Below are 21,634 nucleotides of genomic sequence, written 5' to 3'. Positions count from 1 at the left end.
AGGACAGAGGTTATGTTCAGGCAGTTGAAAAAAAACCTGGTTGCTACCCTCATTGCTGCACTGGCCATCGGTCAGGTCGCGCCCGCATTTGCTGACACTGCGGACACCCTACCGGATATGGGAACCTCAGCAGGGAGCACGCTTTCCATCGGGCAGGAAATGCAGATGGGCGACTATTACGTACGCCAGCTGCGCGGCAGTGCGCCGTTAATTAACGACCCTTTGCTGACCCAATACATTAATTCTCTGGGGATGCGTCTGGTCTCACACGCGGACTCCGTCAAAACCCCCTTCCATTTCTTTTTGATTAATAACGATGAAATAAACGCCTTTGCCTTCTTTGGCGGCAACGTTGTGCTGCACTCTGCGCTTTTCCGCTATTCCGATAACGAAAGCCAGCTGGCATCGGTGATGGCGCACGAAATTTCTCACGTCACGCAGCGCCACCTGGCGCGCGCCATGGAAGACCAAAAGCGCTCTGCCCCGCTGACCTGGGTGGGGGCTCTGGGTTCTATTCTGTTGGCGATGGCCAGTCCGCAGGCAGGGATGGCAGCACTGACCGGTACGCTGGCCGGCACCCGTCAGGGGATGATCAGCTTTACGCAGCAAAATGAACAGGAAGCGGACCGTATCGGTATTCAGGTCCTGCAACGCTCAGGATTTGATCCGCAGGCCATGCCGACGTTTCTGGAAAAACTGCTCGACCAGGCGCGCTATTCCACGCGCCCGCCTGAAATTCTGCTGACGCACCCCCTGCCAGAAAGCCGTCTGGCGGATGCGCGTAACCGTGCTAACCAGATGCGACCGACGGTGGTGCAATCCTCGGAAGATTTTTACCTGGCAAAAGCGCGAACCCTCGGCATGTATAACTCGGGTCGCAACCAGTTGAGCAGCGACCTGCTGGATAACTGGGCAAAAGGCAACGTCCGCGAGCAACGGGCGGCGCAATATGGCCGCGCGTTACAAGCAATGGAAGACAGTAAATACGACGAGGCGCGTAAAGCGCTACAGCCGCTGCTGTCTGCCGATCCGAACAATGCCTGGTATCTCGACCTGGCGACCGATATCGATCTCGGTCAGAAGAAAACCGGCGATGCAATTAATCGCCTGAAAAACGCCCGCGACCTGCGCGTTAATCCGGTATTGCAGCTTAACCTGGCGAATGCCTATTTACAGGCCGGTCAGGCCAAAGAGGCCGCTACCATCCTGAATCGTTATACGTTTAATCATAAGGATGACGGCAATGGCTGGGATCTGTTAGCACAAACGGAAGCAACGCTGAATAACCGCGATCAGGAACTGGCGGCACGCGCAGAAGGCTATGCGCTGGCGGGACGTCTTGACCAGGCCATTTCTATGCTCAGCAGCGCAAGTTCACAGGTGAAGCTGGGAAGCCAGCAGCAGGCAAGATACGATGCCCGTATTGACCAGCTACGCCAGCTGCAAGAGCGCTTTAAACCGTACACGAAGATGTAACTATTGAATACTTACCGGATGGTGACGCTGTTGCGTCTTATCCGCCATCCGGCAGTTTTGCTATGCAAGGAGAAATCATGTCAGACGCGATTAAAATCTACCATAACCCACGTTGCTCAAAGAGCCGTGAGACACTGGAATTACTGAAGTCCAACGGCGTGGAGCCGGAAGTAGTGCTGTATCTCGACACTCCCGCAGACGCAGCCACTTTGCGTAATCTGCTGCAGATGCTGGGCATGTCCAGCGCGCGTGAGCTGATGCGCCAGAAAGAAGATCTCTATAAATCGCTCAACCTGGCGGACGAGACTCTGAGTGAAGAGGCGCTGATTCAGGCGATGGTGGAAAACCCGAAACTGATGGAACGTCCGATTGTGGTGGCCAACGGTCAAGCGCGAATTGGGCGTCCGCCGGAGCAGGTGCTGGATATCGTCGGCTAATGTGATGCACCGCAGTCTTTTCGGCTGCGGTGCTTACAGCTTCAGAATCTCTTTGACAAACGGAATGGTCAGCTTGCGCTGAGCGGTGATCGACGCATGATCCAGTTCATCCAGGGTCATAAACAACGTGCGCATTTCGCGATCCAGACGCTTTAGCAGGAAGCGGCCCACGTCCTCCGGCAGTTCGAACCCGCGCAATCTGGCGCGTAATTGCAATGCCTGAAGCTTATCTTCATCCGAGAGCGGCTGAAGTTTGTAGATTTGCCCCCAGTCCAGACGAGAAGCCAGATCCGGCAGTCCGAGATTAAGCTGTCTTGGTGGACGATCGCCAGTGATCAGCAGGCGCGTTTTCCCTGATTCCAGAATGCGGTTGTAGAGATCGAAGATCGCCATTTCCCACAGGGAATCCCCGGCCACGCATTCAATGTTATCAATGCACACCAGCGAGAGATGTTCCATACCATCAAGCACTTCCGGTACGAACCACGTACGTTTATCCAGCGGGACATAGCCGACGGCATCCCCGCGCTGAGAAAGCTCGGCACAGGCTGCGTGCAGCAAATGACTACGGCCCGCGCCTTCACGCGACCAGAGATAGATATACCCGCTATGTTCCTGACGCAGCACGTTTTGCAGCGCGGCCAGTAAAGAGGAGTTATCCCCCGGCCAGAAACTTGCGAAGGTTTCATCGTCAGGAAGATAAAGTGGCAAAGAGAGCTGTGCCGGTGTGTTCAGAGATACCTCAACCCAGGATTTCATAAAATCGCGTTGAGTTTACCACAGAAATACGTCGCGATAGAACCGGGCAGCGATGCCGCCCGGTCAGAGACTTAGTGTTGCGGTCTGTCAGCATCTTCAGCGTCAAGGACAACTTCTTCCGGACGCAGCAAGCTAATCACTTTAAAGATCAGGCTCAGGGCAACGCCGACAATGGTCGCCAGCGCCATGCCTTTCAGCTCAGCCGCACCAATGTGAACCTTCGCACCGCTCACGCCGATGATCAGAATCACCGAGGTCAGGATCAGGTTTTGTGCCTTGTTATAATCAACTTTTGATTCGATCAACACGCGGATACCGGACGCACCAATCACCCCGTACAACAGCAGTGAGACACCGCCCATAACCGGCAGCGGGATTATCTGAATCGCGGCGGCCAGTTTACCCACACATGAAAGCAGAATAGCAAAAATTGCCGCCCCGCCAATGACCCAGGTACTGTACACGCGGGTAATGGCCATGACGCCGATGTTCTCACCATAAGTGGTGTTAGGCGTGGAACCAAAGAAGCCGGAGATCACCGTCGACAGGCCATTGGCGAACATCGAACGGTGCAAGCCGGGATCGCGAATTAAATCTTTCTTCACGATATTGGCGGTCACCACCAGGTGTCCTACGTGTTCGGCAATCACCACCAGCGCCGCAGGCAGGATGGTCAGAATAGCCACCCATTCAAAACGAGGCGTGTAGAAGGTCGGCAGAGCAAACCAGTGGGCTTCGGCAATGGGTGTGGTATCCACAACGCCCATCACGAACGAGAGCGCATAACCCGCCAGCACACCAATCAGAATCGGGATAATCGCCATAAAGCCGCGGAACAGTACCGAACCAAATACCGTTACGCCCAGCGTCACCATCGAAATAATAATGGTTTTAGAATCCGGCATTTGTCCTTCAGCTGGCAGCAAGCCTGCCATCCCCGCCGCAACACCCGCCAGCTCAAGGCCGATGACGGCAACGATTGCGCCCATAGCCGCAGGCGGGAACATCACATCCAGCCAACCGGTACCTGCTTTCATCACGATGAAAGAAACCAGACAGAACAGCACGCCACACATGATAAAACCGCCGAGCGCCACTTCATACCCTAACGGCAGTAGCAGCAGTACCGGAGAGATAAAGGCAAAGCTGGACCCCAGATACGCTGGGATTTTCCCCTTACAGATAAAGAGATACAGCAGCGTACCAATGCCGTTAAACAGCAGGACGGTGGCTGGGTTGATATGAAACAGGACTGGCACCAGTACCGTGGCGCCAAACATGGCGAACAGGTGCTGCAAACTAAGCGGGATTGTCTGTAAAAGCGGCGGTCTTTCACTCACCCCGATAGCACGGCGCGTCATAGTGTTTTCCTCTGAGTATTGTGTTTGAGTAGCGATGGGTTGTTTTATTCAAAAAAAAGCCGACTCTTAAAGTCGGCTTCTTTTTATTTATTCATTTACTTGGTACCAAAAATCTTATCGCCGGCATCTCCGAGTCCCGGAATAATGTATCCGTGCTCGTTCAGCCCCTGGTCGATAGATGCGGTATACAGCTCAACATCCGGGTGCGCTTTTTCCAGCGCAGCGATACCTTCTGGCGCAGCAACCAGCACCAGCACTTTAATGCTGCTGCAGCCCGCGTTTTTCAGCAGGTCGATGGTAGCAATAACGGAACCACCGGTGGCCAGCATCGGGTCAACGATCAGCGCCATGCGCTCGTCAATGTTAGACACCAGTTTCTGGAAGTACGGTACCGGCTCCAGCGTCTCTTCGTTACGGTACATGCCCACCACGCTGATACGCGCGCTCGGGACGTTTTCCAGTACGCCTTCCATCATACCCAGGCCCGCACGCAGGATTGGCACAACGGTGATTTTTTTACCTTTGATTTGGTCGACTTCAACCGGGCCGTTCCAGCCTTCAATGGTCACCTTTTCGGTTTCCAGACCAGCGGTTGCTTCATAAGTCAGCAGGCTGCCAACTTCCGAGGCGAGTTCACGAAAGCGTTTAGTGCTGATGTCGTTTTCACGCATCAATCCCAGCTTGTGTTTGACGAGTGGGTGTTTGACTTCCACGATCTTCATACTCTTCTCCTTTCCTCAGACGAGTGGCAACCACAAAAAAAATCGCCGGATTATACCGCTTTTCCTCTCTGGCGCAACACTGCATACGCTTGATATGGATCAACCAAAGTCATTTACGTCTGAAAAATGAGTATAAGACACGCCCCGCACGCTGGGCGGGGCCGAGCATCAATCCATTGAATTTTATAAAAATTCAGCATTGGTCTGAATGACGTGCTGGTACCATGAAAAAGATTTCTTAGGCGAGCGTGCTAATGTCCCACTACCGTCATTATTTTTATCGACGTAGATAAAACCATAGCGTTTTTTCATTTCGCCCGTACCAGCGGACACTAAATCAATACACCCCCACGGCGTATAGCCCATTAAATCGACGCCATCTTCCACCACGGCTTTTTTCATCTCACTGATGTGGGCCGCCAGGTAGTCAATGCGGTACTGATCGTTCACCGTCCCATCGCTTTCCAGCATATCGATGGCACCAAATCCGTTTTCTACGATAAACAGCGGGAGTTGATAATGATCCCAGAACCAGTTTAGCGAGTAGCGCAGGCCGACCGGATCAATCTGCCAGCCCCAGTCCGATTTTTGCACATAGGGGTTGGAGACCAGGCTTTTCGTTTCGTCATAATCCAGTTGCGGATTCTCCGCTGAAGCCTGCGTAGCAAAGGACATGTAATAACTGAAACCAATATAGTCAACACAGCCCTGAGTCAGCGCCTGACGGTCCTCCTCGGTAATATCCAGCTCAAATCCCCGACGTTCAAAGTAGTTGAGAATATGCTGCGGATATTTGCCGCGCACATGGACATCGGTAAACCAGTAACGGCGATGCATGGCGTTCATCGCCATCATTATATCGTCAGGCGCACAGGTCAGCGGGTAAATCGGGCACATGGCAATCATGCAGCCAATTTGCAGCGTGGGATTAATCTCACGCGCCGCTTTTACCGCCAGTGCACTCGCCACCAGTTCGTAGTGTGCAGCCTGATACATTACCGGCTCACGGTCTTCGCCTGGCTGGTACTTCAAGCCGGAGTTGGTAAACGGTGCAAAATCTTCGTGGAAATTAGCCTGGTTATTGATCTCATTGAACGTCATCCAGTACTTCACTTTATGCTGGAAGCGGGTGAAGACCACCTCGGCAAAACGGACAAAGAAATCAATCAACTTACGATTACGCCAGCCGCCATATTCCTTCACCAGATGGTACGGCATCTCAAAATGCGACAGCGTAACCACCGGTTCAATACCGTATTTCAGGCATTCATCGAACAGATCGTCATAGAATTGCAGGCCAGCTTCATTTGGCTGCGTTTCATCACCCTGTGGGAAAATACGGGTCCAGGCAATTGACGTGCGAAAGCAGGTAAACCCCATTTCGGCAAACAGCTTAATGTCATCCTGGTAGCGATGGTAAAAATCAATAGCCTCATGGTTGGGGTAATTTTTCCCTGGTAGCACGCCATCGGTAATTTCGCGAGCGACACCATTTGCCCCCGCCGTCATCACATCAGCAACGCTAATCCCCTTTCCCCCTTCCTGCCAGCCGCCTTCCAGTTGGTGAGCAGCAACCGCGCCACCCCACATGAAATTTGCTTTAAATCCAGACATGTTAGCTCCTATACCGTTCTGTTTTGCTGATTGAAATGGTAAACGGCACCGTACAACCCGGCGTCGTTGCCGTGGCTGACGATATCGATATATTCCGCAATACCGAACCAGGCCAAATGATGACGCAACAGCGACAGGAATCCAGGGCGTTCAACAATGCCGCCACCGATGAATATCACCTGCGGATCGAACACATTAACGAGGTTATAAAGACCCGTGCCGAGGTCGTTAAAAAACTCAGTGACTAAACGCTGGCAGACAGGGTCACCGTCGTCGTAGCGATCAAAAACATCTTCGCCCGAGACGTCTTCCAGTGCGCTCCCGATATGTTCCGCATAGCGATGACGTAAAACGCGCAGGGTGCAATTTTCATTCATCGAATAGCGTCTGACATCACGTGTTCCGGGTCGGGCGGTTTGCATATAACCAAATTCACCAGCACGAAAACGCGCGCCATGCACCAGTTGGTTGTTGCAGAAAATCGCCCCGCCGATCCCGGTCCCGATGGTCAGAACAAGGAAATTTTCGATACCGGCTACTTTCCCCTGCCAACGCTCAGCAAGCGCGACACAGTTCGCATCATTTTCAACCGTCACCGGCAACCCGGTACGCTCTTCCAGCCATGCTTTGAGTGCAAAATGGTCAAACTGGCGAATCGCTCCGCCCATTTCGATATAGCCGGTAGTCGGATTGACATAACCCGGTGCGCTAATGGCGATGCCCTCGCAGTCAGGATGGGCTGAAACCCAGTCCAGCATGCCCTGCAAAATTTTGTCTCCATCGCAGTCAGGCACTGACAGCTTGCCCTTTTCCCGCAATTCGCCCTGTTCGCTAATCACGCCCATTTTTAATGCCGTACCACCAATATCGAATGCTGCGATATTCATTAATGACCCTTCCTTTTGACGTGTGGTCACCGTTAATTTCATCACTGCTGATAAAAACAGAAACCGGTTTCAGTAAGATACTGTGCATTACGTCATCCGGTTTCAAGCACCATGCTGAACCCGGTTTCATTTTCGTGGCTCAGGTCAAATAAAGACGTATGTGAATGTAAATCGCTGAAAAAAACGGCAGAAAAAAGCCGATGCAGAGCGGACTCGCAAACGTTTGCTTTCCCTGTTAGAATTGCGCCGAATTTAACTTTTACTGCAAGTAAACACGTGGGGAACCAGGCAGTGACCGATAAAACCTCTCTTAGCTACAAAGATGCCGGTGTTGATATTGACGCAGGGAATGCTCTGGTCGATCGAATCAAAGGCGTAGTAAAGAAAACCCGTCGCCCGGAAGTTATGGGTGGTCTGGGTGGCTTCGGTGCGCTGTGCGCATTGCCGCAAAAATATCGTGAACCGGTACTGGTTTCCGGCACTGACGGCGTAGGTACAAAACTGCGTCTGGCGATGGATCTGAAGCGCCACGACACCATCGGTATTGACCTGGTGGCGATGTGTGTCAACGACCTCGTGGTACAGGGCGCTGAACCGCTGTTTTTCCTCGACTACTATGCCACGGGTAAGCTGGACGTCGATACCGCTGCCAGCGTGATCGCCGGTATTGCCGAAGGTTGCCTGCAGTCCGGCTGTGCGCTGGTCGGGGGTGAAACCGCTGAAATGCCGGGGATGTATCACGGTGAAGATTACGATGTGGCCGGTTTCTGCGTAGGCGTGGTTGAGAAATCAGAAATCATCGACGGCTCAAAAGTGGCTGATGGCGATGTGCTGATTGCGCTTGGCTCCAGCGGCCCGCATTCCAATGGTTATTCCCTGGTGCGTAAAATTGTCGAAGTCAGCGGCTGTGACCCGGAAACAACCGAACTGGAAGGCAAATCACTGGCCGATCATCTGCTGGCGCCTACCCGCATTTATGTGAAATCCATTCTGGAACTGATTGAGAAGGTTGACGTGCACGCAATTGCCCACCTGACCGGCGGCGGTTTCTGGGAAAATATCCCACGCGTCTTGCCTGACAACACCCAAGCCGTAATCGATGAATCCTCCTGGCAATGGCCAGCCGTCTTTAACTGGCTGCAAACAACGGGTAACGTCAGTCAGCACGAGATGTATCGCACCTTCAACTGCGGCGTAGGCATGGTTATCGCTCTGCCAGAAGCTGAAGTGGACAATGCTCTTGCGCTGCTGAACGAAAAAGGTGAAAACGCGTGGAGAATCGGTATCATCAAAGCGTCCGATTCCGAACAGCGTGTGGTCATTGAATGAAAAATATAGTGGTGCTCATTTCCGGTAACGGAAGCAATTTGCAGGCGATCATTGACGCCTGCAAACAGAAAAAAATCAAGGGCACCCTACGTGCAGTATTCAGTAATAAGGCCGACGCGTTCGGCCTTGAACGTGCACGCGAAGCAGGCATTCCGGCTCATTCGCTGGAGGCAAGCCAGTTTGCCAGCCGTGAAGCCTTTGATCGCCAGCTAATACAAGAGATCGATGCCTATGCGCCGGACGTCGTGATACTGGCCGGGTATATGCGTATCCTCAGCCCGGCGTTTGTCGCCCACTATGCCGAACGCTTGCTGAATATCCACCCTTCTCTGTTGCCCAATTATCCCGGCCTGCATACACATCGTCAGGTGCTGGAAAACGGTGATGAAGAACACGGAACCTCCGTTCATTTTGTCACTGACGAACTGGACGGTGGGCCGGTTATTCTGCAGGCGAAAGTGCCGGTGTTTGACGGCGACAGCGAAGATGACGTGACGGCACGCGTTCAGGCCCAGGAACATGCCATCTATCCGCTGGTGGTCGGTTGGTTTGTCGATGGTCGTCTGCAAATGCGCGATAACGCAGCCTGGCTGGACGGCATTCGCCTTCCACCACAAGGCTACGCAGCCGACGAAGCATAAAATAGCCTCCCAGCCTCGTAGGTCGGATAAGGCATTCACACCACCATCCGGCACTCATGTGGGCTTTTATGCCGGATGGTGACGCTAAAGCGTCTTATCCGGCCTACATCCTGCAATTCCCCTCATTTTTTCTGGCACATGCCAGTCGTGCTCGCCATAATGATCACGTAGTGTCCCGTGAATGAAACGGAGTAAAAGTATTAATGGGTCAGGAAAAGCTATACATCGAGAAAGAGCTTAGTTGGTTAGCGTTCAACGAACGCGTCCTGCAGGAAGCTGCTGATAAGTCAAACCCGTTGATTGAACGGATGCGTTTTCTGGGCATCTATTCCAATAACCTCGACGAGTTTTATAAAGTTCGTTTTGCCGAACTAAAACGCCGCATCATTATTAGCGAAGAGCAGGGTTCTAACTCTCACTCCCGCCATCTGTTAGGCAAAATCCAGGCCCGCGTACTGAAAGCCGATCAGGAGTTCGATGGCCTGTACAATGAATTACTGCTGGAGATGGCGCGCAATCAGATATTCTTAATCAATGAGCGCCAACTGTCAGCCAATCAGCAGAGCTGGTTGCGTCATTACTTCAAGCAATATCTTCGCCAGCACATTACGCCGATCCTGATTAACCGCGAGACAGATTTAGTCCAGTTTCTGAAGGACGACTATACCTATCTGGCCGTAGAGATCATCCGTGGTGATACCATTCGCTATGCGCTACTGGAAATTCCGTCTGACAAGGTTCCCCGCTTTGTAAATCTGCCGCCGGAAACGCCCCGTCGTCGCAAGCCCATGATCCTGCTAGACAACATCCTGCGTTATTGCCTTGATGACATTTTCAAAGGGTTCTTTGATTACGATACGCTGAATGCCTATTCGATGAAAATGACCCGCGACGCTGAATACGATTTGGTTCACGAGATGGAATCCAGCCTGATGGAGCTGATGTCGTCCAGCCTGAAGCAACGTCTGACCGCAGAGCCTGTGCGCTTTGTCTATCAGCGCGATATGCCCAATGCGCTGGTCGAAATCCTGCGTGAAAAACTGACGATCTCTCGCTACGATTCGATCGTCCCCGGCGGGCGTTACCATAACTTTAAAGACTTTATTAATTTCCCCAACGTTGGCAAAGCCAATCTGGTGAACAAGCCGCTGCCTCGCCTGCGCCATATCTGGTTTGATAACGAAAAGTTCCGTAACGGATTTGATGCCATCCGCGAACGCGATGTGCTGCTCTATTATCCGTATCATACTTTTGAGCACGTCCTTGAACTGCTGCGCCAGGCCTCGTTTGACCCGAGCGTGCTGGCTATAAAGATCAATATCTACCGCGTGGCAAAAGACTCCCGCATCATCGACGCAATGATCCATGCGGCCCACAACAGTAAAAAAGTGACCGTGGTCGTCGAATTACAGGCGCGCTTTGATGAAGAAGCCAACATTCATTGGGCCAAGCGTCTGACCGAAGCCGGCGTGCACGTCATCTTCTCCGCACCGGGACTGAAAATTCACGCCAAGCTGTTCCTTATCTCACGTAAAGAAGGCGACGAGGTGGTGCGCTACGCCCATATCGGGACCGGGAACTTCAACGAAAAAACGGCACGACTGTATACTGACTACTCTTTGCTGACCGCCGATTCGCGCATTACCAACGAAGTGCGTCGGGTGTTCAACTTTATCGAAAACCCGTATCGTCCGGTGACCTTTGATTATCTGTTGGTTTCCCCGCAGAACTCGCGACGTCTGCTGTACGCGATGATCGACAAAGAGATCGCCAATGCACAGCAGGGGCGCTCTTCCGGCATTACGCTAAAACTGAACAACCTGGTCGATAAGGGCCTCGTTGATCGACTCTATGCGGCGTCCAGTTCGGGCGTACCGGTTAATTTGCTGATCCGCGGAATGTGCTCCCTGATCCCGAATCTGGAAGGCATCAGTGATAATATTCGCGTGATTAGCATCGTTGACCGCTATCTTGAACATGACCGGGTCTATATCTTCGAGAATGGCGGCGATAAACAGGTATACCTGTCCTCGGCGGACTGGATGACAAGAAACATCGATTATCGTATCGAAGTCGCCACGCCGCTGCTGGATCCACACCTCAAGCAGCGCGTGCTGGATATTATCGAGATCCTGTTCAGCGATACGGTAAAAGCCCGTTACATTGATAAAGAACTGAGTAATCGCTACGTGCCACGTGGAAACCGACGTAAGGTTCAGTCGCAGTTGGCGATTTATGACTACATCAAATCACTCGAGCAACCTGACACTAGCCTAAATAATTCAAGTTGTGGGAAGGCGGAAAATGAGAGAATCCCCGGGAACTTACGCCAGTAAGTGACTGGGGTGAACGAATGCAGCCAACACATACACAACTTGAAGTATGACGGATAAACGCTATGCCAATACACGACAAGTCACCACGACCGCAGGAATTTGCTGCGGTCGACCTGGGTTCAAACAGTTTCCATATGGTTATTGCCCGCGTAGTTGACGGAGCGATGCAAATTATAGGGCGACTAAAACAACGCGTACATCTGGCGGATGGACTCGGCGAAGACAATAAGCTGAGCGAAGAAGCCATGGAGCGTGGATTAAGCTGTTTGTCATTGTTCGCGGAACGACTGCAGGGCTTCCCCCCATCAAGCGTCTGTATTGTGGGGACCCATACGCTGCGTCAGGCGCTAAATGCCCCTGATTTTCTCAAGCGCGCAGAAAAGGTCATCCCCTACCCGATCGAAATTATTTCCGGTAACGAAGAAGCCCGACTGATTTTTATGGGCGTGGAACATACGCAGCCGGAGAAAGGCCGTAAGCTGGTGATAGACATCGGCGGCGGTTCTACCGAACTGGTGATCGGTGAAGATTTCGAGCCTAAACTGGTCGAGAGCCGTCGGATGGGCTGCGTCAGCTTTGCCCAGATGTATTTCCCGGGCGGCATTATCACTCGGGAAAACTTCCAGCGCGCCCGCATGGCGGCAGCGCAAAAACTGGAAACCTTAACCTGGCAGTTTCGAATTCAAGGTTGGAACGTGGCGCTGGGTGCCTCAGGCACCATTAAAGCGGCGCACGAGGTGCTGCTGGAGATGGGTGAAAAAGATGGCTTTATTACCCCCGAACGCCTGGAAATGCTGACCAGTGAAGTCCTGAAGCACACCTCTTTTTCAGCACTCAGTATGCCAGGGCTGTCCGAGGAGCGGAAAGCGGTTTTTGTCCCCGGACTGGCTATCCTGTGCGGCGTTTTTGATGCGCTGGCAATACGTGAGCTGCGCCTTTCTGATGGTGCGCTTCGGGAAGGCGTACTGTATGAAATGGAAGGTCGCTTCCGCCATCAGGATGTACGCAGCCGTACTGCCAGCAGCCTGGCAAACCAGTACAACATCGACAGCGAACAGGCGCGCCGCGTGCTGGAAACCACTATGCAAATGTATGAGCAGTGGCATGCGCAGCAGCCTAAGCTGGCGAACCCGCAGCTGGAAGCATTACTCAGATGGGCCGCCATGCTGCATGAAGTGGGATTGAACATCAACCACAGTGGCCTGCACCGCCACTCGGCTTACATTCTGCAAAACAGTGACCTACCGGGTTTTAACCAGGAACAGCAGTTGATGATGGCGACATTGGTTCGCTACCATCGCAAAGCCGTTAAGCTGGACGATCTGCCACGCTTTGCGTTGTTTAAGAAGAAACAGTTCCTGCCGCTTATCCAACTGCTACGTCTGGGTGTCTTGCTGAACAACCAGCGCCAGGCGACGACCACGCCGCCGACGCTGACGCTTATCACCGACGAGAACCACTGGACATTGCGCTTCCCGCATGACTGGTTCAGCCAGAACGCGCTCGTTTTGCTCGATCTGGAAAAAGAGCAGCAATACTGGGAAGCCGTAACGGGCTGGCGGCTTAAAATTGAAGAAGAACGCTCACCCGATATCGCCGCATAACGCTTCTACAGGTGCCAGAATTTCTGGCACCTGTTCTTGCAAAATCTCATGCAGCGGCTGCGGTTTACCGATCAGATAGCCCTGCATATAATCAATTCCTAAAGAAACCACCGCGCTGCGTATTTCTTCGCTTTCAACATACTCCGCCACCACCATCATTTTTTTCATTCGCGCCAGGTGACAAATCGATGCCACAATTTGGTAGTCGAGGCTATTCGAAACAATAGTGCGAATAAAGCTGCCGTCAATTTTCAGGATATCGGCGCTCACATTTTTCAGTCGCGCATAGCTGGCATAGCCAGTGCCAAAATCATCAATCGCTATCTGACAGCCAAGTAACTGCAATTGCAGCAGCGTTGCCTGCGCTTGCTCGGCATTGGTTAAGGCATTGCTTTCCGTTACCTCAAAGACCAGTTGCCAGGCTTCAATCTTATATTTCACCAGCAATTGCGCGATATCGGTCGGAAGTCGGGCGCGACACACCGAGGTAGGCGATAAATTAATAGCAAAGCGACGGGCTGGCATTCTCTCCCGATTCTGAGCCATAAATTTCAATGTGTTTTCAATCACCCACAGATCGATGCTGGAGGACAAACCGAACTCATGCGCGACGGGTAAGAAACAATCCGGCGTAACGATTTCATCGTCATCCCCTTTCAGACGCAGCAGGATTTCATGGTACACATCGCCACGCACACCATAAATGGGCTGTGCCATCAGGAAAAAGCGGTTGTGCTCCAGCGCCTGCTGTAGCCGATTCATCATCGCCACTTTATCTTTCAGGTCCCGCTGCAGGTGCATGGCACCACGACGTTGCAAATTTTCAGGCGTATTGGTGGCAAGGGAAAGTTCGGCAATGGTGCTAAGTTCGCCCAATAACAGGTAGATATGATTAACCGGAGAGCGAACATAGCAATAACTGATCCCCACCTGTGGCTGTAAAGGCATACCATCCCAGACAAAGCGGAATTGCTTGATGTGCTGATCCAATGCCTCAATGCGCTGCTGGTGGGACTCGGTGTTAAACCGCAGGACAAGGTCATTACCCGATAACTGGAAGACGTACTCATCCTGTTCCAGAAAGGGCGCTATCCAGTGAGCGATTCTTTGCTTGTACTGGATACGTAGCATGATCCCATAATTTTTGACCAGCGGTTCCATGCCAGGGATCCGCAAGAAACATAGCACGGACCAGGGCGACTTCTTCAGCTCCCGGTTCAACGCGCGCAGATTTGGAAGATGCACCATAGGATCAAAATACGCCAGACGATATGTACGTCGGGTAACGGCTCTCTGACGCGTTGCCAGCACGGCGATGTAATTTACGATAAAGGAGAAAACAAGATAGCTCGACGAGGTGATCGCCAGCTGCGTATCGTAACCTGAGTACCAGGGCATGTAGCTCTGATAATGATGTATTCCCGTAATGAGTATGACCGCCCACATCAGTGAAATAAGTCGATAGCCGTAACGCATTGCCCCCCACAGCATGACGGGCAATAACAGGGATAAGGTATAATTCGTACTGAAAATCGAGCTATTTTCATTTAACGGCATACACAACAGCGTCATCAACGTCGTCAATACTATCAACCACGCTGCAAACTCCGTCTTCGAGACTTTATTATCAAACTGCTGTTTTAACTGAGAAAAATAGCCGCGCAGGTGAAAAGGGTTCCGTATTGCCCGAATGATAAAATAACATAGCGGAATACCCACGAGGTTTCCCGTCAGTAGGGCCTGATAATTGATCAATGTGCCGGTATTGAAAGGCATGACGCCCATCATCCCTGATTTGCTCGCATACACGCCAACAAACGCGGCAAACTGAAAGAGTACCAGAAACAGCGTTGCCGGACAGAAAACCTGCCAAAATATACGCTGAAACATCAGATGCGAGTCACCATGAGCCACGTTGTTCCGTCGGGGGGCGAACACCCGATATCCACCCCAACTGAGGACAATCGTTACGACAAAGTGTGCAATGATTGACACTGTTTCAAACACGCCAACCTGTGGGAGTTTATACCAGCTGATCGCAATGATAATTCCCGGTAATGCGCCCCAGCCAAAAAAGAGCATCAGGCTAATCATCAGCGCTAAAGGTAGATAAAAAAGAACGACATTCCCCGTACTAATATGCGCGTAGGTGTTCACACAACTCAGTAAAGGCAACAACAGGGAGGGTAAGATGAGAGGTAATGCCCACCATTGGTCTCTAATAACAATATACTTTTTATTGATTTTCATAGATGCTCAGTAGAGTCCCTCACATCCTGAAGGGGTATTCAGACAGGTATCCCACCTGACTTTAAAACAATGATGTACAACACATCATAATGACCCATCAATTTTAGTTATCACCTGAATAGGGCGTTTGACATATATCAAGGAAAACAGGACCCATTAATCATTTATTACCTTTTTCCTCTTTTGTTATCGTTAATTCATTATTAATGCAAATAATAAAATTATCTTTCATAACATAAGAAGATAAAACAACTGATGCATTTTTACATAATGATGAATTGACCATTCCCTCACAGTGTGCCTTAATGTAAGCATCGCCCATTGTTGGGTACACTTTAAGGAACCCTTTGTGAGCCAGGTTACCAGCCTACGAAAACGACACCGATTTAACAGTCGCATGATCCGGATCGTACTGCTTATCAGCTTCCTCTTCTTCTTTGGACGCTTCGTCTACTCTGCTATCGGTGCGTGGCACCACCATCAGAACAAGAAAGAATCCCAACAGAGCAGCCTGTCGCAACAGACTTCCCCTGTTCAAATCGATAAACATTAATCGCTTAAAGACCGCTTAAAGCTCTACGCCTCAAGATTCCTTACCGGATGGCTAATCGTCTGACAGTTAACCATCCGGTAAGGGATTTGTGTTCCCTCCTGTCACTATTTTTATAACGCCACACGTCACCCCAGCCAATCAATTTTGATTTCCGCACAATTACACTATCTTTTCGCTCCTCATCACCACACTATTCACGCTGATTTTCTATGTTTCTGTTTATTGGACATAATAAACGAAAATACAGCTCAAATAGCCACTAACCAATAGTGTTAATTAATATAACTGGCGTGCACATTTATATATCAAATGTAATTGAATATTTATATGAGCCTTTTTATTTTTATACATTCGACAGGGTAATACAATGCAGGGTTTTACATTATTTCCGAAAATACGAAGCGGTCTAGAGTGGATCACTGGGCACAGCGATGCAGTTATTCAATTTGGATGGAACATTGTTGCCGCCGTGATTTTACTGTTTATCGGTAAGTTCGTCTCACGGTTGCTTTCTCGCGGACTGGAGAAACTGCTGTTAAAGCGTAAAGTTGATATCACCATTATCCAGTTCTTCACTGCGTTAGTCCGCTACATCATCCTGGCATTTTTTGTCGTTGCGGCTTTGGGCCGTATCGGCATTGAAACGTCATCCATTATTGCCATCATTGGTGCCGCCGGGCTGGCCGTCGGTCTGGCGCTACAGGGATCGCTGTCCAACTTTGCGGCTGGCGTGCTGCTGGTCTCCCTGCGTCCATTTCGCGCCGGCGAGATCGTACAAATTGGTGCAGTCACCGGGACAGTCGAAAAAGTGCATCTTTTCTCAACGACCCTACTCACCGCTGATAGCAAAGAGGTGGTGATCCCTAACGGTAAAATCATCTCTGACAATATTATTAACTACTCTCGCCACCCGTTTCGTCGTATCGACCTGGTGATTGGCGTTGGCTATCAGAGTCGGATTGCAGAAGTGAAACGCGTCATTACTCATATCATCGAGCAGGACAAACGCGTTGATCAGAGTCGCGGCATAACCGTGCGTCTGGGCGAACTTGCCGCCTCATCGCTTAACTTCTACGTTCGCGTTTGGGTGCGTAACGGCGAATACTGGAACACGTATTACGATCTACTGGAAAACATCAAAGAAGCGATGGATGCCAACCATATCGACTTGCCCTATCCGCAGATGGATATCCGTGTTCAGAACGTCCCATCACAATCACAGCCGCACCTGCAGATTGTCGATTAAAATACGCTTACAGAGGGAATTTTATTCCCTCTGTTGGGCAGCATTAGCGTTGATTAATAGCTTAAACACCCGCCCTTAAATAAAACTGAAAAGTTAAATGCTAAAAAAGCAACCGCAAATATCATCATCGTTACATGTTTCCATGTCCCACATTGCAGACTAAGAAAAACAACCGCCCCCCGCCCAAACATATCTGTACAATACTCTCTATCGTTTTCTATGCTGTATTCATGATGAAGGAATCCATAAAAATGGAACAACCGGTCAAGTGTGACCCACATATCCTGTCTTTACTGAAAAATACCTCCCTCAATCACATTGACTATCTGGTCGACGTTCTGACAGACAACGGCAAGGGCCGGGTAGCATTATCATCGTCCGTTAAGGACTTACTACTCGAAGAGAAGGCTGAACGGGACTACAGCGAGCGTGGGTTACGGCATCTGCTTCATGAATTGCAGGAATATGGCGGACACTCGCTCGTCAATATTTTCCGCAGCGAGCCGCTGCCTTATTCTGAGTTATTAACCGATGTTCATAAAAAGCTCAATGGTAAAGACAGCAAGAAAAAAAATAAAGCCACAAAAGAGCGGGAAATCGTCCTGAGTTTGTTTGGTGATGACTGGCAGTCATTAGCCGATCATGAACGCTGGGAGCGCTGCACGGAAACGAAAGTTGTCTCCGGTTTTTTCAAGATGCAGGATAATCTGCGCATGAACGATAAAGGGGTTGTTATCGGCCTGTCAGCTGCGGCAAGCGTAGCGGCATTTGCCGCACTCCGGTTACATCCCGTCACCGCTATCGTCAGTACGATCGGCCTTGCTAACCAAACATTAGGGGAGGCATACCGGGTGACAATTCCGTTCATTGCCCATATCTCGATGCTAAACATGCTTTACTCGCCAAAAATAGCGCAGTAAAAATACCGTAACTAACCCAGCAGAATTCACCCTATGTCAACTTTAGCGAACAACAATCAGATACCTGAGCAAGAAGCTGCCTTCGAGGTGGACATCGTCGACGCGCAAAACAATGCCCTGGTGAAAATACACAGCCAGCCTGGATACTGGCAAGATATCGCGCAACAGGACTCGCAGATGGAACTTGAGCCCAGCAGCATTTCACTCTTTAACCACTGGCTCAGTAGCGTACCCACCGTCGCCACTGCCGTTGCGGGTAACTCTGCACAATTAATGACCTGCTCTTTTGAATACAGCCAACTGGTGCAAGCCAAAGATGGCAGCGGAGCAATCGGCGCGGTACTTAAGCCTGACAGCCATAAAATTGGCGCACAAGCCCGATTTCACGAAGCTGAAAACCTGAAGTCGCTGGTCAATGCCAGCCTGGTTTTTAATATCGCGTCACAACTTCTGGCCCAAAAACATCTTGCCGATATTAATGAGAGACTGCGGATCATCGAACAAAAGATCGATTCGATTAAAGGCCATCTTGAACAATCGCGCCTCGCGAAGATCCAGGCTTTCCATGAACATCTCAATATTATCGGTTTATTACTGAGTCGGGATGAAATTATCACCAAAGAGTCACTACTCAACTTGGCCAAAAGCGCGCAGGAAGTGCGCTCGCAGGTTAAGCATCTTGAAAAGGATATCACTCAGGCATATCGAGAAATTGAACAATTTGAGCCAACCAGTTGGTTTGGATCTGACGATCTCCGGGAAGCGCTCAAACTGAAAATCAGCAATGTTGAACGGTTGCAGCGTGAGTATCTGACGGGTATGCAATGTTTGCTGGTTGCTAATCTTATCCTGTTCATCAAGCATGATGGCAACCAGGAATTTGTCCTGACAAGCGAAGTATATTTAAAAGAACTTAATGCCAGCAACGGCATATTTCAGCAATGGGAAAAAATAAAACGTAAAGTCGCCCATCATCTCAGCAAGATGAAGCCAATATTTGAACGAACAAGCAGCACGCAGGCAAATGCCTTACAGGTTGAACGTAAACTAAATCAAACGGATAATCTGCTGAGCACTGATAACGTTTTACTTGCACAACTCGGTGAACGCATTCAGGCCGCCCAATCACCACAGGTATTGTTAGAGATTGTCGATAATAAGGTGCTGAGAGGACGCTTTCTGCGTTAGCACACCACCGTTAAATAACTGTCTAAAATTGGTTGCATAGATATAAAACCACCTGCATCGCAGGTGGAATACATATTTAGAAAGCTATCAGGCCATTATCAGACGCCTTACGATACCACTTCAGCGCTTCTTGTTTATCAAGAGGAAAATTTTTACCGTAATTGTAATGATAGCCAATGACGAAATAGGAAAAATTAGTTCCTTGCTTACCGGCTTTTTCCAGCCATTTTATTGCTAGTTTATAATCAGGCATGGCAACATATTCACCATCCGCATACATATCACCCAGACTAAACTGAGACAGCTCATCCCCTTGCTTCGCTTTGCGCCCGGTCTCCTGGACGTACTGGCATTCCTCAGAGTTGGGAGGATATCGTTCCTGGCAGACTGCGGCATAACCCTTACTGGGGGGAAATAGATTAAATACGCCGATCAGCATTGCCATCTTGAAACTTAATGAAATTTACAATAACAATTCTTGTTATTATAAATAATCTTATCCCTTGTTTTTTAAAGAGTTATATCATATTGCCGTTCAGATAAAGATTTTATTATACGTAAAAGACACCCTTCACTACTGTTAGTGATTTACACTTTGTCCGTAAAAAAACCCGCGATTGCGCGGGTTTAAGTCTTATCTATTTTTCAGCCATGCCTAACATAATCAGGTGGTGTATCATTCCCACTCAATCGTCGCTGGCGGCTTACCGCTGATGTCATACACCACGCGGGAAATACCGTTCACTTCGTTGATGATGCGATTGGATACGCGGCCCAGGAAGTCATACGGCAGGTGCGCCCAGTGAGCGGTCATGAAGTCGATAGTCTCAACAGCACGCAGGGAAACTACCCAGTCGTATTTACGGCCATCACCCATCACGCCAACGGAACGAACCGGCAAGAACACGGTGAACGCCTGGCTCACTTTATTGTACAGGTCAGCTTTGTGCAGCTCTTCAATGAAGATAGCGTCCGCACGACGCAGCAGGTCGCAGTACTCTTTCTTCACTTCGCCCAGCACGCGCACGCCTAAGCCTGGACCCGGGAACGGGTGACGGTACAGCATGTCATACGGCAGGCCCAGCTCCAGACCAATTTTACGCACTTCATCTTTGAACAGCTCACGCAGCGGCTCAACGAGACCCATCTTCATCTCTTTCGGCAGACCGCCGACATTGTGGTGAGATTTGATGACGTGTGCTTTACCGGTTGCAGACGCGGCAGATTCAATCACGTCTGGGTAGATGGTGCCTTGCGCCAGCCACTTCACGTCCTGCAGTTTCAACGCTTCTTCGTCAAACACTTCAACGAACACGCGACCGATAATTTTACGTTTCGCTTCTGGGTCGTTCTCGCCTTTCAGCGCGTCGAGGAAACGCTGTTCGCCTTTAACGTGAATGATGTTCAGACCGAAGTGGTCGCCGAACATATCCATAACCTGCTCTGCTTCGTTCAGGCGCAGTAGCCCGTTATCAACAAAGACGCAGGTCAGATTTTTACCGATAGCACGGTGCAGCAACATGGCAGTTACGGAAGAGTCAACGCCGCCGGACAGGCCGAGGATCACTTTATCGTCACCAACCTGCTCGCGAATACGGGCAACGGCGTCATCGATGATTTTTGCCGGTGTCCACAGCGCTTCACACTGGCAGATGTCACGCACAAAGCGCTCCAGCATACGCAGGCCCTGACGGGTGTGGGTTACTTCCGGGTGGAACTGCACGCCGTAGAAACGTTTTTCTTCGTGCGCCATAATGGCAAACGGGCAGCTTTCGGTGCTGGCAACGGTGACAAAGCCTTCCGGGATAGCGGTAACTTTGTCGCCATGGCTCATCCACACATCCAGCAACGGTTTGCCATCTGCGGTCAGTGAATCTTCGATGCCACGGATCAGTGCGCTGTCGGTCTGAACTTCAACCTGTGCGTAGCCGAATTCACGCTCGTGAGACCCTTCAACATGGCCACCCAACTGCATCGCCATGGTCTGCATACCATAGCAGACGCCGAATACTGGTACGCCTGCATTGAAGACGTACTCTGGTGCACGCGGGCTGTTCGCTTCGGTGGTGCTTTCCGGGCCACCGGAAAGAATAATACCGCTTGGGTTGAATTCGCGAATTTGTGCTTCCGTAACATCCCATGCCCACAGCTCACAGTAGACGCCCAGCTCACGTACGCGACGTGCCACCAGTTGCGTGTACTGCGATCCGAAATCGAGGATGAGAATGCGATGTTTATGAATATTGTCTGTCATTGACGCTAATTCCGAGGCAAGTGAAACAAATTCGCCCGGCATAGAAGCCGGGCGCGG

Annotated in this window: 16 protein-coding genes and 2 pseudogenes; 10 read left to right on the top strand and 8 right to left on the bottom strand. The window is 50.6% G+C overall.

The features are described 5' to 3' along the window. Window positions 1-12: 12 nt before the first annotated feature. Entirely contained in the window at window positions 13-1,476 is a 1,464-nt protein-coding gene (bepA, locus tag FDX22_RS13110; protein WP_115257799.1) for a beta-barrel assembly-enhancing protease, read from the top strand. Between the two features lie 77 nt (window positions 1,477-1,553). After that, complete coding sequence (arsC, locus tag FDX22_RS13105; protein WP_096756192.1) at window positions 1,554-1,913, top strand: arsenate reductase (glutaredoxin); 360 nt, start codon at window positions 1,554-1,556, stop codon at window positions 1,911-1,913. A 33-nt stretch (window positions 1,914-1,946) separates the two neighbouring features. Here arsC and FDX22_RS13100 read toward each other — a convergent pair whose 3' ends face one another. The 5 genes from FDX22_RS13100 to bglK all read right to left on the bottom strand — a co-directional run bounded on the left by FDX22_RS13100 (window position 1,947) and on the right by bglK (window position 7,256). After that, window positions 1,947-2,648, bottom strand: coding sequence for a DnaA inactivator Hda (locus FDX22_RS13100; protein WP_212726261.1), 702 nt, complete (start codon window positions 2,646-2,648; stop codon window positions 1,947-1,949). Window positions 2,649-2,743: 95 nt separating this feature from the next. Beyond that, window positions 2,744-4,033 (bottom strand): uracil permease, encoded by a 1,290-nt coding sequence (gene uraA, locus FDX22_RS13095; RefSeq protein WP_146717301.1) that lies wholly within the window; start codon window positions 4,031-4,033, stop codon window positions 2,744-2,746. A gap of 95 nt (window positions 4,034-4,128) precedes the next feature. Then, on the bottom strand, window positions 4,129-4,755 hold the full coding sequence (upp, locus tag FDX22_RS13090; RefSeq protein ID WP_096756189.1) for a uracil phosphoribosyltransferase: 627 nt from the start codon (window positions 4,753-4,755) through the stop codon (window positions 4,129-4,131). Between the two features lie 183 nt (window positions 4,756-4,938). Further along, window positions 4,939-6,369 (bottom strand): 6-phospho-beta-glucosidase, encoded by a 1,431-nt coding sequence (locus FDX22_RS13085; RefSeq protein WP_146717300.1) that lies wholly within the window; start codon window positions 6,367-6,369, stop codon window positions 4,939-4,941. An 8-nt stretch (window positions 6,370-6,377) separates the two neighbouring features. Further along, window positions 6,378-7,256, bottom strand: coding sequence for a beta-glucoside kinase BglK (gene bglK / locus FDX22_RS13080; protein WP_146717299.1), 879 nt, complete (start codon window positions 7,254-7,256; stop codon window positions 6,378-6,380). Window positions 7,257-7,547: 291 nt separating this feature from the next. On the opposite strand from bglK, the gene purM reads away from it, so the two are divergent. From purM to ppx, 4 genes and pseudogenes are all read left to right on the top strand, one after another. Beyond that, complete coding sequence (gene purM, locus FDX22_RS13075) at window positions 7,548-8,585, top strand: phosphoribosylformylglycinamidine cyclo-ligase (protein WP_146717298.1); 1,038 nt, start codon at window positions 7,548-7,550, stop codon at window positions 8,583-8,585. After that, complete coding sequence (gene purN, locus FDX22_RS13070; RefSeq protein WP_146717297.1) at window positions 8,582-9,226, top strand: phosphoribosylglycinamide formyltransferase; 645 nt, start codon at window positions 8,582-8,584, stop codon at window positions 9,224-9,226. Before purM ends, purN begins: the two co-directional genes overlap by 4 nt. A 203-nt stretch (window positions 9,227-9,429) precedes the next feature. Next, window positions 9,430-11,493, top strand: a pseudogene (ppk1, locus tag FDX22_RS13065) (polyphosphate kinase 1); the annotation flags it as partial. A gap of 131 nt (window positions 11,494-11,624) precedes the next feature. Further along, the gene (gene ppx, locus FDX22_RS13060; protein WP_117343526.1) at window positions 11,625-13,166 is read left to right on the top strand and encodes an exopolyphosphatase; all 1,542 of its coding nucleotides are present in this window, start codon (window positions 11,625-11,627) and stop codon (window positions 13,164-13,166) included. Here the strand turns inward: ppx and FDX22_RS13055 are convergent. Further along, on the bottom strand, window positions 13,146-15,416 hold the full coding sequence (locus tag FDX22_RS13055; protein WP_146717296.1) for a sensor domain-containing phosphodiesterase: 2,271 nt from the start codon (window positions 15,414-15,416) through the stop codon (window positions 13,146-13,148). The genes ppx and FDX22_RS13055 overlap by 21 nt on opposite strands. A 349-nt stretch (window positions 15,417-15,765) precedes the next feature. Here FDX22_RS13055 and FDX22_RS13050 point away from each other — a divergent pair, with 349 nt between their 5' ends. From FDX22_RS13050 to FDX22_RS13035, 4 genes are all read left to right on the top strand, one after another. Continuing rightward, window positions 15,766-15,969, top strand: a complete 204-nt coding sequence (locus FDX22_RS13050) for a YfgG family protein (RefSeq protein WP_115257795.1) — start codon at window positions 15,766-15,768, stop codon at window positions 15,967-15,969. 367 nt (window positions 15,970-16,336) lie between these two features. Then, complete coding sequence (gene mscS, locus FDX22_RS13045) at window positions 16,337-17,215, top strand: small-conductance mechanosensitive channel MscS (protein ID WP_137399757.1); 879 nt, start codon at window positions 16,337-16,339, stop codon at window positions 17,213-17,215. A gap of 251 nt (window positions 17,216-17,466) precedes the next feature. Next, window positions 17,467-18,135 (top strand): hypothetical protein, encoded by a 669-nt coding sequence (locus FDX22_RS13040; protein ID WP_146717295.1) that lies wholly within the window; start codon window positions 17,467-17,469, stop codon window positions 18,133-18,135. Window positions 18,136-18,168: 33 nt separating this feature from the next. Beyond that, window positions 18,169-19,323 carry a hypothetical protein gene (locus FDX22_RS13035; RefSeq protein ID WP_135911611.1) on the top strand — a complete coding sequence of 385 codons (1,155 nt, stop codon included), beginning with the start codon at window positions 18,169-18,171 and terminating at the stop codon, window positions 19,321-19,323. Window positions 19,324-19,414: 91 nt separating this feature from the next. Here FDX22_RS13035 and FDX22_RS13030 read toward each other — a convergent pair. Both FDX22_RS13030 and guaA read right to left on the bottom strand, forming a co-directional pair. Further along, a pseudogene (locus FDX22_RS13030) lies at window positions 19,415-19,768 on the bottom strand (tetratricopeptide repeat protein); the annotation flags it as partial. A gap of 231 nt (window positions 19,769-19,999) precedes the next feature. Further along, window positions 20,000-21,577 carry a glutamine-hydrolyzing GMP synthase gene (guaA, locus tag FDX22_RS13025; RefSeq protein WP_096759358.1) on the bottom strand — a complete coding sequence of 526 codons (1,578 nt, stop codon included), beginning with the start codon at window positions 21,575-21,577 and terminating at the stop codon, window positions 20,000-20,002. Between the last annotated feature and the right edge of the window lie 57 nt (window positions 21,578-21,634).

The organism is Citrobacter sp. TBCS-14 (assembly GCF_005280805.1).
GTDB classification, from domain to species: Bacteria; Pseudomonadota; Gammaproteobacteria; order Enterobacterales; family Enterobacteriaceae; genus Citrobacter; species Citrobacter gillenii.
Note: the sequence above shows the minus strand (reverse complement) of the source record. Positions and strands in the feature narration are given on the sequence as shown.

Excerpts from the sequence above, each read along its gene's own strand:
- bepA (WP_115257799.1), top strand. The coding sequence starts at position 13 with ATGTTCAGGCAGTTGAAAAAAAACCTGGTTGCTACCCTCATTGCTGCA.
- arsC (WP_096756192.1), top strand. The coding sequence starts at position 1,554 with ATGTCAGACGCGATTAAAATCTACCATAACCCACGTTGCTCAAAGAGC.
- uraA (WP_146717301.1), bottom strand. The coding sequence starts at position 4,033 with ATGACGCGCCGTGCTATCGGGGTGAGTGAAAGACCGCCGCTTTTACAG.
- upp (WP_096756189.1), bottom strand. The coding sequence starts at position 4,755 with ATGAAGATCGTGGAAGTCAAACACCCACTCGTCAAACACAAGCTGGGA.
- FDX22_RS13085 (WP_146717300.1), bottom strand. The coding sequence starts at position 6,369 with ATGTCTGGATTTAAAGCAAATTTCATGTGGGGTGGCGCGGTTGCTGCT.
- bglK (WP_146717299.1), bottom strand. The coding sequence starts at position 7,256 with ATGAATATCGCAGCATTCGATATTGGTGGTACGGCATTAAAAATGGGC.
- purN (WP_146717297.1), top strand. The coding sequence starts at position 8,582 with ATGAAAAATATAGTGGTGCTCATTTCCGGTAACGGAAGCAATTTGCAG.
- ppx (WP_117343526.1), top strand. The coding sequence starts at position 11,625 with ATGCCAATACACGACAAGTCACCACGACCGCAGGAATTTGCTGCGGTC.
- FDX22_RS13055 (WP_146717296.1), bottom strand. The coding sequence starts at position 15,416 with ATGAAAATCAATAAAAAGTATATTGTTATTAGAGACCAATGGTGGGCA.
- mscS (WP_137399757.1), top strand. The coding sequence starts at position 16,337 with ATGCAGGGTTTTACATTATTTCCGAAAATACGAAGCGGTCTAGAGTGG.
- FDX22_RS13040 (WP_146717295.1), top strand. The coding sequence starts at position 17,467 with ATGGAACAACCGGTCAAGTGTGACCCACATATCCTGTCTTTACTGAAA.
- FDX22_RS13035 (WP_135911611.1), top strand. The coding sequence starts at position 18,169 with ATGTCAACTTTAGCGAACAACAATCAGATACCTGAGCAAGAAGCTGCC.
- guaA (WP_096759358.1), bottom strand. The coding sequence starts at position 21,577 with ATGACAGACAATATTCATAAACATCGCATTCTCATCCTCGATTTCGGA.